This is a genomic window from Streptomyces sp. NBC_01341 (assembly GCF_035946055.1).
Lineage (GTDB): Bacteria > Actinomycetota > Actinomycetes > Streptomycetales > Streptomycetaceae > Streptomyces.
This window is the reverse complement of sequence record NZ_CP108364.1, coordinates 5512868-5527101: the sequence shown is the minus strand read 5'-3', so window position 1 is coordinate 5527101 and position 14234 is coordinate 5512868. Positions and strand designations below refer to the sequence as shown.

At 70.4% G+C, this 14234-nt stretch carries 11 protein-coding genes and 1 pseudogene; 6 read left to right on the top strand and 6 right to left on the bottom strand.

Annotation, left to right across the window (positions count from 1 at the left end; all coding sequences use genetic code 11):
- Positions 1-101 precede the first annotated feature (101 nt).
- Positions 102-1358 carry an NYN domain-containing protein gene (locus OG206_RS24280; RefSeq protein ID WP_327119528.1) on the bottom strand — a complete coding sequence of 419 codons (1257 nt, stop codon included), beginning with the start codon at positions 1356-1358 and terminating at the stop codon, positions 102-104.
- 282 nt (positions 1359-1640) lie between these two features.
- Here OG206_RS24280 and OG206_RS24275 point away from each other — a divergent pair, with 282 nt between their 5' ends.
- A complete protein-coding gene (locus OG206_RS24275; RefSeq protein ID WP_103760328.1) occupies positions 1641-1820 on the top strand; it encodes a hypothetical protein in 180 nt (59 codons plus the stop codon).
- A gap of 81 nt (positions 1821-1901) precedes the next feature.
- Here the strand turns inward: OG206_RS24275 and dnaE are convergent, their stop codons facing one another.
- Positions 1902-5441, bottom strand: a complete 3540-nt coding sequence (gene dnaE / locus OG206_RS24270) for a DNA polymerase III subunit alpha (RefSeq protein ID WP_327119524.1) — start codon at positions 5439-5441, stop codon at positions 1902-1904.
- A gap of 223 nt (positions 5442-5664) precedes the next feature.
- On the opposite strand from dnaE, the gene OG206_RS24265 reads away from it, so the two are divergent.
- The 4 genes from OG206_RS24265 to OG206_RS24250 all read left to right on the top strand — a co-directional run bounded on the left by OG206_RS24265 (position 5665) and on the right by OG206_RS24250 (position 10418).
- Positions 5665-6990, top strand: a complete 1326-nt coding sequence (locus tag OG206_RS24265; protein ID WP_327119522.1) for a DUF2252 domain-containing protein — start codon at positions 5665-5667, stop codon at positions 6988-6990.
- Positions 6991-7050: 60 nt separating this feature from the next.
- Positions 7051-7779, top strand: coding sequence for a hypothetical protein (locus OG206_RS24260; protein WP_327119520.1), 729 nt, complete (start codon positions 7051-7053; stop codon positions 7777-7779).
- 48 nt (positions 7780-7827) lie between these two features.
- Positions 7828-8643, top strand: coding sequence for a DsbA family protein (locus OG206_RS24255; protein ID WP_327119518.1), 816 nt, complete (start codon positions 7828-7830; stop codon positions 8641-8643).
- Positions 8644-8765: 122 nt separating this feature from the next.
- Positions 8766-10418 carry an alkaline phosphatase D family protein gene (locus OG206_RS24250; protein WP_327119516.1) on the top strand — a complete coding sequence of 551 codons (1653 nt, stop codon included), beginning with the start codon at positions 8766-8768 and terminating at the stop codon, positions 10416-10418.
- A gap of 55 nt (positions 10419-10473) precedes the next feature.
- Here OG206_RS24250 and OG206_RS24245 read toward each other — a convergent pair whose 3' ends face one another.
- Positions 10474-11052: a dienelactone hydrolase family protein gene (locus OG206_RS24245; protein ID WP_327119514.1), complete on the bottom strand. Its 579-nt coding sequence runs from the start codon at positions 11050-11052 to the stop codon at positions 10474-10476.
- Positions 11053-11090: 38 nt separating this feature from the next.
- Here OG206_RS24245 and OG206_RS24240 point away from each other — a divergent pair, with 38 nt between their 5' ends.
- Positions 11091-12233, top strand: a complete 1143-nt coding sequence (locus OG206_RS24240) for a mechanosensitive ion channel family protein (RefSeq protein ID WP_327119512.1) — start codon at positions 11091-11093, stop codon at positions 12231-12233.
- A 19-nt stretch (positions 12234-12252) separates the two neighbouring features.
- Here the strand turns inward: OG206_RS24240 and OG206_RS24235 are convergent.
- The 3 genes and pseudogenes from OG206_RS24235 to OG206_RS24225 all read right to left on the bottom strand — a co-directional run.
- Positions 12253-12621, bottom strand: a pseudogene (locus OG206_RS24235) (Na+/H+ antiporter); the annotation flags it as partial.
- A 177-nt stretch (positions 12622-12798) separates the two neighbouring features.
- The gene (locus OG206_RS24230; RefSeq protein ID WP_327119510.1) at positions 12799-13275 is read right to left on the bottom strand and encodes a GNAT family N-acetyltransferase; all 477 of its coding nucleotides are present in this window, start codon (positions 13273-13275) and stop codon (positions 12799-12801) included.
- Positions 13272-14213: an RluA family pseudouridine synthase gene (locus tag OG206_RS24225; protein WP_327119508.1), complete on the bottom strand. Its 942-nt coding sequence runs from the start codon at positions 14211-14213 to the stop codon at positions 13272-13274. The genes OG206_RS24230 and OG206_RS24225 overlap by 4 nt, the downstream gene beginning before the upstream one ends.
- Positions 14214-14234: the final 21 nt, after the last annotated feature.

Sequence of the window (14234 nt, the reverse complement as noted above, 5' to 3'; positions counted from 1 at the left end):
TGCGCCTGTGCTGTGCCCGTACTCACGAGGAATGAGCCTACGGGGTCGGATGCCCCGGATTGCGCCCGGGGCCGGGCAGTGCCGCCCTTTCGGCGCCGGGGTCAGTTCCCCGCGGGAGCGTGTTCGGCCGCTGCCCGGACGTCGATCTCCCGCCAGAACCCGGCACGGATGGCATAGCGGTCGTGCTCGTCGATCTGGTCGTCCTTGTGCGCGAGCAGCCCGAATCGTGCCGCGTATCGCAGGAGCTCGCCGTCGATGCGGTGCGGGATGCGGGGGTACATGGTGGACAGTTTCTGCAGGTGGACCGTCTCCGGGAGGCGTTCCATCCAGCGCCGGGCGAAGACCTGGCCGACCTCGAAGGGGTCACCGCCGACGGTCGTGATGTCCTCCTCACGGTCCGCCCAGCGCTGCTCGGCACTGGTGAGCTGGGCCAGGGTCGGCAGCGACGCGGTCTCGGCCGGCTCCCCCAGGGGACCTCCGCGTTCCACCCAGCCCTTGTCCGACGACCAGCGCAGAGTGGCGTTGCCGACGGGCGGCTGCACGGGGTGGTGTGCGGCCTGCGGCCCGGGGGCGCGCAGGCTCGCGAGGTCCTTGGGGGTCGGGACGCCCTTGTGGCCGGGCGGGGGCTGGTTGTGGGGGGCGGCCTCCTCGGCCGCCGCACCGGCGCCGTCGCGGGCCGCGGCCTGTGCCTCCGACGCGCGCTCGGCCGAGGCCGCGAGCGCGGCCTCGGGCAGCGGCGCGGAGAGGATCGCCGCGATCTCGGGACGGGGTACCGGCGGCGGGGCGCAGATTCCGCCCGTCTCCTTGGCACGTACGGCCTTGGTGATCCACGCGCGGTCCAGCACGCGCCGCTCGTCGGCCTCCGCGACCAGGTCCTCGGACTGGTTGTAGTCGCCGTCGGCCGCCTGCACGGCCCACAGGTGGACGGCGACGCCGTGTTCCTTCGCGGACATGAGCCCCGGCAGCAGATCGCCGTCACCGGTCACGAGCACCACATCGGAGCAGGCGCGGTTTCTGGCCAGCTCGGTGAGCTCGGCGTGCATGGCCGCGTCGACACCTTTCTGCGCCCACCGTCCATCACTCCGTGTGAGGGCTCCCAGCCGGACCGTGACTCGTGGCATGACGCGCAGCCGCCGGTGCTCGGGCTGCGGCACGCGGTCGGGAGCGCCGTCGAACCAGTAGATGCGCAGCAGCGGCTGTTCCGTGTCGGCCTCGGCCCGCTCGCGGAGCCCCTGGATCAGCGCCGCGTGGTCCACGGTGATGCGGGAACGGGCGGGTTCTCCGGCCAGCAGACTCGCGGCTGCGCCCAGCAGGTAGCCGGCGTCCACCAGGACGACGCAACGGTCCACGCGTTCCACCCTCTTCCGGGAATTCGTGAGCGGATCAGCGTGGCCCGGGTACGGGGGTCGGTCTGCTCACCCGGGGTTCGCTCACTCAGGGTTTCCTTCGAGTCTGCCCGACGGCGAGGGGGTTGAGGTCCGGAACTCGATCATCGGCGTGGCGGATCCGGAAAACGGCGCATCATACCTTCCGAATCACGTTGAGTGATGATCCAACATGCGGCTTATACGGTGCTATGTGAGTCTGACAGCGGTTCTGGACCCCCCGGATCCCTCTCCCTCACAGGAGGCATCAGCACCATGGCCAAGAACAAGAACCGCAAGCAGGGCAGCCAGCACGACCGCGCGTCCGCCGCCGAGCGTGGCGCGGAGGAGGCCAAGTCGACGGCGTACGAGTCGCAGACCCAGCCGCAGTCGCAGGCTCAGGGCAGCCCGTCCGACGTTGCCCGCAAGCACCAGAAGCGCTTCGGCCACAACTGACCGCCGGCAGGGCCGGCAGGCCGAGAGGGGCGCCCCGCCGACCGGCGGGGCGCCCCTCTCGCGGGTGCGGGGTGACGGCCGTCAGCCGGCCAGGCAGGACGGGCCGAGGAGCACCTTGAGGTCGCCGAAGAGGGCGGGGTCCGGCTTGACGCGGTGCCGGTCGAGCCGGAGCACGGTGGTCTTGCGCGGGCCCTGGAGCCTGATGCGCACCTCGGTGTCGCCCCGGTGGTTGCTGAGGACCTCACCGAGCCGGCTGACCATGGGCGGGGTGACCCTGACCGTGGGGATGGTCAGCACGACGGGCGCGTTCGACCCGGCGTTGGAGATGTCGGGGACCTGCATCTCCATCGCGACGAGGCGCGGCACGTCCTCCCGCTTGTCGAGGCGGCCCTTGACGAAGACGACGGTGTCCTCGACGAGCTGCGTGGAGACCAGCTGGTAGGTCGCGGGGAAGAACATGCACTCGATGGAACCCGCGAGGTCCTCGACGGTGGCGATGGCCCAGGCGTTGCCCTGTTTGGTCATCTTGCGCTGGAGGCCGGAGATGATGCCGCCCACGGTGACGATCGCCCCGTCGGAGTGCTCCCCGCCGGTGAGCTGCGAGATCGCCGCGTCCGACTTGTCGGACAGGACGTGCTCCAGCCCGAAGAGCGGGTGGTCGGAGACGTAGAGGCCGAGCATCTCGCGTTCCTGCGCGAGCAGGTAGGACTTCTCCCACTCGATGTCGGAGAACTCGACGTCGAGGCCGAAGCCCGGTTCGTCGCTCGCCTCGTCGCCCATGCCGCCGAAGAGGTCGAACTGCCCCTCGGCCTCCTTGCGCTTGACCTGCACCACGTTGTCGATCATCGGCTCGTGGTGGGCGACGAGCCCCTTGCGGGTGTGCCCCATCTCGTCGAAGGCGCCGGCCTTGATGAGCGACTCGACGGTCCGCTTGTTGCAGACGACCGCCTCGACCTTGTCGAGGAAGTCGGGGAATGTGGAGTACTTCCCCTTCGCCTTGCGGCACCTGATGATCGAGTCCACCACGTTCTGCCCGACGTTGCGGACGGCGGTCAGCCCGAAGAGGATCACGTCGTCACCCTGGGCGGCGAAGTTCGACTCGGACTCGTTTACGTTCGGCGGGAGCACCTTGATGCCCATGCGCCGGCACTCGTTGAGGTAGACCGCGGACTTGTCCTTGTCGTCCTTCACGGACGTCAGCAGGGCCGCCATGTACTCGGCGGGGTAGTTCGCCTTGAGGTAGGCGGTCCAGTAGGTGACCAGGCCGTACGCCGAGGAGTGCGCCTTGTTGAACGCGTACCCGGCGAAGGGCACCAGGACGTCCCACAGCGCCTTGATGGCCGCGTCGGAGAAGCCGTTCTTCTTGGCGCCGGCCTCGAACAGGACGAAGTTCTTCGCCAGCTCGTCGGCCTTCTTCTTGCCCATCACGCGACGCAGGATGTCGGCCTCGCCGAGCGAGTAGCCGGCGACGATCTGGGCGGCCTTCTGGACCTGCTCCTGGTACACGATCAGGCCGTACGTGAGCCCGAGGACCTCCTTGAGCGGCTCCTCCAGCTCCGGGTGGATCGGGGTGATCTCCTGCCGGGCGTTCTTGCGCTCGGCGTAGTTCGTGTGCGAGTTCATGCCCATCGGGCCCGGCCGGTAGAGGGCCGAGACGGCGGAGATGTCCTCGAAGTTGTCGGGCTGCATCTGGCGCAGCAGCGAGCGCATGGGCCCGCCGTCGAACTGGAACACCCCGAGCGTGTCGCCGCGGCAGAGCAGCTCGTACGTCTTCGGGTCGTCCAGCGGCAGGGCGAGCATCTCCAGCTCGACCCCCTTGTTGGCCTTCACCATCTTGATGGCGTCGTCCATGATCGTCAGGTTGCGCAGGCCGAGGAAGTCCATCTTCAGCAGGCCGAGCGACTCGCACTGGGGGTAGTCCCACTGCGTGATGGTGACGCCGTCGGTGTGCCGCACCCAGACCGGGGCGTGGTCGACGATCGGCTCGCTGGACATGATCACGCCGGCCGCGTGCACACCCATCTGCCGGACGAGGCCCTCGACGCCCTTCGCGGTGTCGATGACCTTCTGGACGTCCGGCTCGTTCTCGTACATCCCCCGGATCTCGCCCGCCTCGCTGTAGCGCGGGTGCTTCGGGTCGGTGATGCCGCTGAGGTCGATGCCCTTGCCGAGGACGTCGGCGGGCATGGCCTTGGTGAGCCGGTCGCCCATCGCGTACGGGTAGCCGAGGACGCGCGCGGAGTCCTTGATCGCGTTCTTGGCCTTGATCTTGCCGTAGGTGCCGATCATGGCGACCTTGTCGGCGCCGTACTTCTCGGTCACGTACCGGATGACCTCGACGCGCCTGCGCTCGTCGAAGTCGATGTCGACGTCGGGCATGGACACACGCTCGGGGTTGAGGAACCGCTCGAAGATCAGTCCGTGCGTGATCGGGTCGAGGTCGGTGATGCCCATGGCGTACGCGACGATCGAACCGGCGGCGGAGCCTCGGCCGGGGCCGACCGCGATGCCGTTGTTCTTGGCCCACATGATGAAGTCGGCGACGACGAGGAAGTACCCCGGGAACCCCATCTGGATGATGATGTCCATCTCGTACTCGGCCTGCTTCTGCCGGTCCTCGGGGACGCCGCCCGGGTAGCGGCGGCCCATGCCGACCCTGACCTCCTCCTGGAACCAGGTGACCTCGGTGAAGCCCTCGGGGATCTCGAACTTCGGCATGAGGTCGCGCTTCTCGAACATGCCCGCGGTGTCGATCTGCTGCGCGACCAGCAGGGTGTTGGCGCAGCCCTCCTGCCAGGCGTCCGAGGAGTCGACGCCGTACATCTCGTCCGTCGTCTTGAGGTAGTAGCCCGTGCCGTCGAAGCGGAAGCGGTCCGGGTCGGAGAGGTTCTTGCCGGTCTGGATGCAGAGCAGGGCGTCGTGCGCGGTCGCCTCGTTCGCGTACGTGTAGTGCGAGTCGTTCGTCACGAGCGGCGGGATGCCGAGCTTCTTGCCGATCTCCAGGAGCCCGTCGCGGACCCGGCGCTCGATCTCGATGCCGTGGTCCATCAGCTCCAGGAAGTACCGGCCCTCGCCGAAGATGTCCTTGTAGTCGGACGCGGCCTGCACCGCCTCGTCGAACTGTCCGAGCCGCAGCCGGGTCTGCACCTCGCCGGAGGGGCACCCGGTGGAGGCGATGAGGCCCTCGGACCACTGGGAGATGGTCTCCTTGTCCATGCGGGGCCACTTCTGCAGCCAGCCCTCGGCGTACGCGTCCGAGGAGAGCTTGAACAGGTTGTGCAGTCCGGTGCTGTTCGCCGCCCAGATCGTCTTGTGGGTGTAGCCACCGGAGCCCGAGACGTCGTCGCGCTTCTGGTGCGGCTGGCCCCACTGGATCTTGCGCTTGTGCTTGCGCGACTCGGGCGCGACGTAGGCCTCGATCCCGATGATCGGCGTCACCCCGGCCTTCTTCGCCGAATGGAAGAAGTCGTACGCCCCGTGGAGGTTGCCGTGGTCGGTCATGGCGATGTGCGACATGCCCATGTCGTTGCACGCCTCGAACATGTCCTTGAGCCGCGCGGCACCGTCCAGCAGCGAGTACTGGGTGTGGACGTGCAGGTGCGTGAAGGGCGGCTTGCTCACTGCGCTGTGCCTCCGGAATTCGGGAACGGGTGGGGCGCGGAGCGCCTCTGCGACGAGTGGTGATCGGGCGACGGCCGGGAGATGACGGCTTGGGGGGACAGCGTGGAAGTCTACGTCTCCGAGGTGACAAGCGGCGGGCACTCCGGGGTACGGTCGCGCGTTGGTAGACCGGGACGCCCGTCCCATTTGTCATGAACGCAATGCACCCAGGAGGCACCCAGCGATGTCGGACACGCAGACCGGCGCAGAGCAGCGCGGGGAGCAGATTCTCGCCGTTTTCGACACCGCGTTCGGCGAGCTCCTCGCCGCGGATCCCGCAGCCTTCCGGGTCAAGTTCCGCAAGATGGCGGGTTCCGCGTTCGCCTTCTACCGGGGCTCGGCCGGCCTGTTCTACTCCGACCTGGACCGCGAGCAGAACGGCGGCCCGTACCTGGACGAGCGGACCAGCCGGGTCTGGATCCACGGCGACCTGCACGCCGAGAACTTCGGCACCTACATGGACGCCAACGGCCGCCTCGTGTTCAACGTCAACGACTTCGACGAGGCCTACGTCGGCCCGTTCACCTGGGACCTCAAGCGCTTCGCCGCCTCCGTCGCCCTGATCGGCTACGCGAAGGCGCTGGGCGACGACCAGATCTCCGAGCTCGTCCGGGTCTTCGCCGCCGCCTACCGTGAGCGGATCCACGCACTCGCGACGGGCGCCAAGAACGACGAGGTGCCGCCCTTCACCCTGGACACCGCGGACGGCCCGCTGCTGGGAGCGCTCCGCGTGGCCCGTTCCCTCACCCGGTTCGGCCTGCTGGACTCGATGACGGAGATCCGGGACTTCGAGCGCCGCTTCGGGGCCGGCGGCGGTGCGATCGACCTGGACGCCGCCACGCGCTACAAGGTCCTCGCCGCGTTCGACGGCTACCTGGAGACGCTGCCGGAGTCGAGCCTGACCCGGCCCGACTCCTACCGGGTCAAGGACGTCGTCGGGCGGCGGGGCATCGGCATCGGATCGGCCGGTCTGCCGTCGTACAACATCCTCCTGGAGGGCAACAGCGACGCCCTGGAGAACGACGTCGTGATCTACCTCAAGCAGGCGCAGACCCCCGCGGTCTCCCGGCACATCACCGACGCGGCCGTGCGTGAGTACTTCCAGCACGAGGGGCACCGCACGGTGATCTCGCAGCGCGCGCTCCAGGCCCACGCGGACCCGTGGCTGGGCTGGACCGAGCTGGACGGCTCCGGTCAGCTGGTCGCCGAGGTCTCCCCGTACGCGGTGGACCTGGACTGGTCCGACATCGACGAGCCCGAGGAGATCGCGGCGGTGGTCGCCGACCTCGGCCGGGCCACGGCGACGATGCACTCGGCGGCCGACGACGAGAGCGGTCACTCGCTGGTGCCGTTCTCCACCGAGCGCGCCATCGACGCGGCCATCGCGGCGGACGAGGAGGGCTTCGCGGAGCTGCTGGTCGACTTCGCTCACAGCTACGGCGCGCGGGCCCGTGCCGACCACCAGATCTTCGTGGACCTCTTCCGCAACGGCCGTATCCCGGGCCTGTAGGCCGGGCCCGGCAGGGTCCTTAGGGCTCGCTTACAGGAACGCATGGCACACTCTCCGGCGATGGACGTATCAGGGACCCAGATCAGAGCGGTACGCGCGGCGCTGTTCACCGCGCTCGTCGTCACGCTCTCCTCCGCGTCCCATGTGCTGCTCTCCCGGGTCCCTCTGCCGGTGACGGCGGTCGCCCTGCTGGCTGCCGCCGTCTTCGCCGCGGCCTTCGCACTGGCGGGCCGGGAGCGCGGTTTCGGGGCGATCGCCGGGCTGCTGGTTCCGCTGGAGCTGGCGGCCGACACGGTGTTCACCACGGGCCAGCACCTCTGCTACGGCGCGGCGGGCGGTCCGATCGCGGGGCCGCTGCGCTCCGTGGGCGTCGACGTGCTCTGCGGCGGTGAGGCCGGGGCGGGCCCCGACGGGATCTCCGGTGTCGCCTCAGTCGGCACACCGCTGGCCGGGGTGGCCGCCGCCGGCGCCGGCGGTCACGCCGCCCTGCTGGCATCGCCCGGACCGGCCGTGCCGTGGCTGCTGCTGGCCGCGCACGTCTCGGTCGGGCTGCTGGCCGCGGCCTGGCTGCGCCGCGGGGAGTCGGCGCTCGCCGGGCTCCTGCGCTCCGCGGCCGACTTCGCCTTCCGGCCGCTGCTGACCGCCGCCGCCGCGACCCGTGCGACGGGACGGCGCACCCGGCCGGGCATCAGCCGCGCCGCCCGCCCCCACCCGCTCGCCCCTGCCCGCTTCCTCGTGCACTCCGTGGGACGGAGGGGCCCTCCGCGCTCGGCCCGCACCTTCGCCTGAGTACGCGGAAGGACCCCTGAGTCACCCCCACACCTACGGAGTACACCCATGAGCAACCGCAACAGCCAGGCCAACAAGTCCGCCGCCCGCGAGCGGCTGCGCGTGGAGCGCGAGCGCCAGGTCAAGAAGGACAAGACCCGCAAGCAGATCGTCGTCGGCGTCTCCGTCCTCGCCGTGCTGGCGATCGCGGGCGGCGTCAGCTACGGCGTGATGCAGCTGAACAAGCCCTCCGCCTGGGAGGCCGCGGCCGACGCGAAGAACGTCACCGCCCCGAAGAACACCTCGGGCGCCGACGGCACGACCGTCGTCATCGGCAAGGCCGACGCCAAGAAGACCCTGGAGCTGTACGAGGACTCGCGCTGCCCGATCTGCGCCACCTTCGAGCAGACGGTCGGCAAGACGGTGACCGGCGACGTCGACGCCGGAAAGTACAAGATCAAGTACGTCGGCGCGACCTTCATCGACAACTCGGACAGCGGCGAGGGTTCGAAGAACGCCCTGAGCGCACTGGGCGCGGCGCTCGATGTGAGCCCCGAGGCCTTCCTGGAGTACAAGGCCGCGCTCTACTCCGCGAAGTACCACCCCGAGGAGACCAGCGACAAGTTCGCCAAGGACAGTTACCTCATCGAGGTGGCGGACACGGTGGACGCGCTGAAGGGCAACGCGGCGTTCAAGAAGGACGTCGAGGACGGCACGTACGACGCCTGGGCGATCAAGATGTCCAAGGCGTTCGACAAGAGCGGCGTCCAGGGCACCCCGACCCTGAAGATGGACGGCAAGACACTCACCGCGGAGGGCAGCAAGAACGCCCCCATGACGGTGGCCGACTTCGACAAGGCGATCACCGCGGCTCTCAAGGGCTGACGGGAGAACCGCCGCCCGCCGAGGGCGACGGGAACAATTCCAGGCGTCATCCGGCCAACGGGCGGGCGAACGTACCCAGTTCGCCCGCCCGTTCGCTCTACTCGCCAGTAGGGTCATCGTCCGTGACCAGACACCTCTCAGCAGCACCCAGCCGCCGCACGGTCGTCAAGGCCGCCGCCGCCACCGCAGTCGCCGCTCCCGTCCTCGCGGCCGCCACCGCCGCACAGGCGGCCGACGGCCCTGCCTTCCTGCACGGCGTCGCCTCCGGGGACCCGCTGCCCGACGGGATACTCCTGTGGACCCGCGTCACCCCCACCCCGGACGCGGTGCCCGGTTCGGGCCTGGGCGCCGACACGGAGGTGGACTGGGAGATCGCGGAGGACAAGGCGTTCTCCCGGATCGCCACCCGGGGCACGACGGTGGCCCGGGCGGCCTCCGACCACACCGTCAAGGCCGACGTCCGCGGGCTGCGCCCCGCCACGGCGTACTGGTTCAGGTTCTCGGCGCGCGGCACCGGGCAGACGGTGCTCTCCCCCGCGGGCCGCACCCGCACGGCGCCCGCCAGGGACGCGGCCGTCCCCGGGGTCCGCTTCGGCGTCGTGTCCTGCGCCAACTGGGAGGCGGGCTGGTTCTCGCCGTACCGGCACCTGGCGGCCCGTGCCGACCTGGACGCCGTCCTGCACCTGGGCGACTACATCTACGAGTACGCGTCGGGCAGTTACCCCACGCAGGACACGGTCGTACGCCCGCACGCCCCGTCGCACGAGATCCTCACCCTCGCCGACTACCGCACCCGGCACGCCACGTACAAGACGGACACCGACCTCCAGTCCCTGCACGCCGCCCACCCGGTGATCGCGATATGGGACGACCACGAGTTCGCCAACGACGCCTGGTCGGGCGGGGCGGAGAACCACACCCCCGGTACCGAGGGCGCGTGGACCGCCCGGGTGGCCGCGGCGAAGCAGGCCTACTTCGAGTGGATGCCGGTCCGCGCCTCCACGGAGGGGACCGTATACCGGCGCCTGGGCTTCGGCAGCCTGGCCGAACTGCACCTGCTCGACCTGCGCAGCTTCCGGTCCGAACAGGCGTCGGTCGGCAACGGTGCCGTGGACGACCCGGAGCGTTCGATCACCGGGCGGGCTCAACTGGACTGGCTGAAGGCCGGGCTCGCCGGATCGGACGCCGCGTGGAAGCTGGTCGGCACCTCCGTGATGATCTCCCCGGTCGCCTTCGGCGCACTCCCGGCCCATCTGCTGGCCCCCCTCGCGGAGCTGCTGGGACTGCCCGCGGAGGGGCTGGCGGTCAACGTCGACCAGTGGGACGGCTACACGGACGACCGCAAGGAGCTCATCTCCCACCTGCGTGACAGGGGGATCCGCAACACGGTCTTCCTGACCGGGGACATCCACATGGCATGGGCCAACGACGTCCCCGTGAAGGCGGCGACCTACCCGCTGTCCGCCTCGGCGGCGACCGAGTTCGTCGTGACCTCGGTGACCTCGGACAACCTGGACGACATCCTGCGGGTGGCACCCCAGACGGTGTCGCTCGTCGCGGCAGCGGCGGTGAGGACGGCCAACCGCCATGTGAAATGGGTCGATCTGGACTCGCACGGCTACGGCGTCCTCGACGTGACGCCCGAGCGCTCCCAGATGGACTACTACGCCGTGTCCGACAAGACCGCCAAGGACGCGACGTCGTCCTGGGTCCGTTCCTACCGCACGCTCAACGGCACCCAGAGGATCGAGCGGGTCAGCGCCCCCGTGCGCTGACCGCCGGCGCTCCGGCGGGGCCGCACGCCCAAGGGTGCGCCGCCCCGCCGACGGCCTACAGCGTGGCGAGGAAGCCGATCGAGACCTTCCAGGTCAGGTCGGCGGCGGCCTGGTCGAAGTCGGGCAGGTCCGGGTCGGTGTAGAGGTGCCCTGCCCCGGGATAGCGGTAGACCTCGACGTCGGCCCCCGTCCGCTGCATCTGGAGGTACCAGCTGTTCAGCCAGTCCGGCGACTCGAAGGCGTCGGGGTCGGCGACGTGCAGCTGCACGGGCAGCTCGTCGACCGAGGCGCTCTCCGCGATGTCCGACGTCCCGTGGAGCAGCAGCAGGCCGCGGGCCTTCGCGTCACCGAGTGCGAGGGTCTGCGCCACCGACGCGCCGAAGGAGAATCCCGCGTACACGAGGCCCTGGTCGGAGTAGGGCGCGGCGGCCAGCACGGCCCGCTTGAGCAGCTCGTCCTTGCCCACCTGGTCCTTGAAGGCCATTCCCTCCTCGACCGTCCCGAAGGTGTGCCCCTCGAAGAGATCGGGCACGCGCACCTCGTGCCCGGCTGCGCGCAGCCGGTCGGCAGACGCGTGCACGGCCGGCCTCAGACCGTAGGTCGAGTGGAAAAGCATGATGTTCATGCGGTCCATGGTGCCAGGCGCGCCCCCGACTCTTGGAGGACGACGGAATGGAGAACGTACTGCGGCCGCTGCTCGTGGTGGGCGGGTCGCTGGTGATCACCCTGCTGGTGGGCTGGCTGGTGGACCTGCTGCTGCGGCGGGCCGACAGCAGGCATCACGAGACACCCGTCTGGGGCCTGCTGAGGCGCTGCCGGCCACCCCTTCAGCTGGTGCTGTGCACGGCGCTGCTCAGGGCCAGCTACGGCCAGCTCCGGCTGGAGATCGTGCTGGAGCACCGGCCCGGGATCAGCCAGGTGCTGACCCTCGTGCTGATCGCGGCGTCGGCCTGGCTGGTCATCCGCGTCGCCGCCACCGTGGTGCAGTCCTCGTACGCGCGTTACGCGACGGGCACCCGTGATCCCGCCCGTGTCCGACGGGTCCGCACCCAGGTCACGCTGATCCAGCGCGTGGTGACCGCCGTGGTGGCGACGGTGGCCGTCGCGGCGATGCTGCTCACCTTCCCGGCGATGCGCACCGTCGGCACGTCGATGCTGGCCTCCGCCGGTGTCCTCGGCATCGTCGCCGGTGTCGCCGCCCAGTCGACGCTCGGCAACCTCTTCGCGGGGTTCCAGATCGCCTTCGGCGACATGGTGCGGATCGGTGACACCGTGGTGGTGGACGGCGAGTGGGGCACCGTGGAGGAGATCACCCTGACCTTCCTCGCCGTGCGGACCTGGGACGAGCGGCGTATCACCATGCCCGTGTCGTACTTCACGAGCAAGCCGTTCGAGAACTGGTCGCGTGGCGGGGTGCAGATGACCGGCACGGTCTTCCTCCAGCTGGACCACTCCGCGCCGATCCCGGCGATGCGGGACAAGCTCCGCGAGATCCTCGGTGAGTGTGCCGCCTGGGACGGCCGTGACTGGTCCCTGGCCGTGACCGACACCACCCCGTCGACGATCCAGGTGCGGGCCGTGGTCACGGCGAAGGACGCGGACGACATCTGGACGGTGCGCTGCGCCGTGCGGGAGCAGCTGATCGGCTGGCTTCGCGACCACCACCCGTACGCGCTCCCGCGGATCGTGACATCGCCCGCGGCGCTTCCGCCCGGGGACCACTGGCGGGAGCTGACCGGCGCCGAGCCTGGCCGCACGTCCACCAACGGGTGGTCGGCCGACCAGGACAAGGCCCCCCGCACCGGGCGCGGCTGACGCTCCCAGGCCGGCGGCGTCAGCGGAGGCTGCGCACGTCCAGGTACCGCCGCACCCGGTCCACGACCTCCGGGTCCGAACCGGGCTCGCTGCGGGCCGAGAGCACCTCGTGGCGGGCGGCGGACAGCAGTTCGCGCTGCACCCGGCCCACAGCCCTGACCCGCTCTGTACGCCGGGCGTAGGCCTCCCGCCGCTCCTCGTCGACCATGTCGGGGCTGATCCGGGCCCCGATGTCGTACGCAGCGCGCTGCAGCCGTTCCAGGACCTCGTCGGGGAAGTCCTCGGCGTCCTCGATCTCCTTGAGACGCCGCTTGGCCGCCTTCGCCGCCCGGATCGCCGGTTCGCGTTCCAGGGCCTGCTCCGCCGTCGTGTCCGCCCGGACACCGAGCGTCGCCGAGCACACCGCTGACGCCGACGACGTCCTCGGGCGGCTCACCGGCCGGTCGTTCTGGCAGATCGTCGACACCCTCGTGACGGGTGTCGCCTTCGGCCCGATCAACAGGTCAGGCGCCCAGCCTGTCACGCCGGACCGGTGGACCGGTGGCAGCCCCGGCGGGCCGTACGGTCAGAGCGGGCGGCGCATCGCGCGGTGCGGCATCCCGGCGTCGTCGAACTCGGGGCCGTACGCGCGGTACCCCAGCCGCTCGTAGAAGCCGAGGGCGTGCGTCTGGGCGTGCAGGTCCACGCGGGCCAGGCCCAGCGTGCGTGCCTCGTCCTCGATGGCGCGGACCAGGGCCGCTCCGACACCGAGGCCGCGGGCGGCGCGAGTCACCGCGAGCCGTCCGAGCGAACCGGCCGTGAGGTCGCCGTCGGTGCGGTCGGCCGCCGCCGCGCCGTGCAGCAGCCTTCCCGTGCCGAGCGCGGAACCGTCCGAGGCGACGGCGAGGACGTGCACCGCCGTGGCGTCGTGGGCGTCGTACTCGATGTCCTCGGGCACGTGCTGCTCGCCGACGAAGACTTCCTTGCGCACCTGGAAGCAGGCCGCGAGATCGCTCTCCTCCAGTGCCCTGCGGGTGGTGTACGCGGCGGTACCGGAACTCATTCGCTCTCCGCCGCGATGGTGTCGAGGGCCTGGCGGAGGTCGTCCGGGTAGGTGCTGGCGAACTCGACCCAGCTGCCGTCGGCGGGGTGCTCGAAGCCCAGACGGACCGCGTGCAGCCACTGCCGGGTGAGGCCGAGGCGCTTGGCCAGCGTGGGGTCGGCGCCGTACGTCAGGTCGCCGACGCAGGGGTGCCGGTGCGCCGACATGTGCACCCGGATCTGGTGGGTGCGCCCGGTCTCCAGCTTGATGTCGAGCAGGCTCGCCGCGCGGTAGGCCTCGATGAGGTCGTAGTGCGTCACGGAGGGCTTGCCCTCGGCGGTGACGGCCCACTTGTAGTCGTGCTGCGGGTGACGGCCGATGGGGGCGTCGATCGTGCCGCTCATCGGGTCGGGGTGCCCCTGGACCAGCGCGTGGTACTTCTTCTCGACGACACGGTCGCGGAACTGGGCCTTGAGCAGGGTGTACGCCCGCTCGGACTTGGCGACGACCATCAGCCCCGAGGTGCCGACATCCAGCCGGTGCACGATGCCCTGGCGTTCCGCGGCGCCCGACGTGGAGATGCGGTAGCCGGCCGCCGCGAGGCCCCCGATGACGGTGGTGCCGGTCCAGCCGGGGCTGGGGTGGGCGGCGACGCCGACCGGCTTCATGATGACGACGATGTCGTCGTCGTCATGGACGATCTCCATGCCCTCGACGGGCTCGGCGACGATCTGGACCGGGGCGGCTGCCTGAGGCATCTCGACCTCCATCCAGGCGCCTCCGTGCACCCGCTCGGACTTCCCGGCCACCGCACCGTCCACCTGCACCTTCCCGGCGGCGGCCAGCTCGGCGGCCTTCGTGCGGGAGAAACCGAACATGCGGGAGATGGCGGCGTCGACACGCTCGCCCTCCAGGCCGTCGGGTACGGGCAGGGTGCGGACCTCGGGATACGTACTCACCCGTCGAGTATGCCTTGCGCC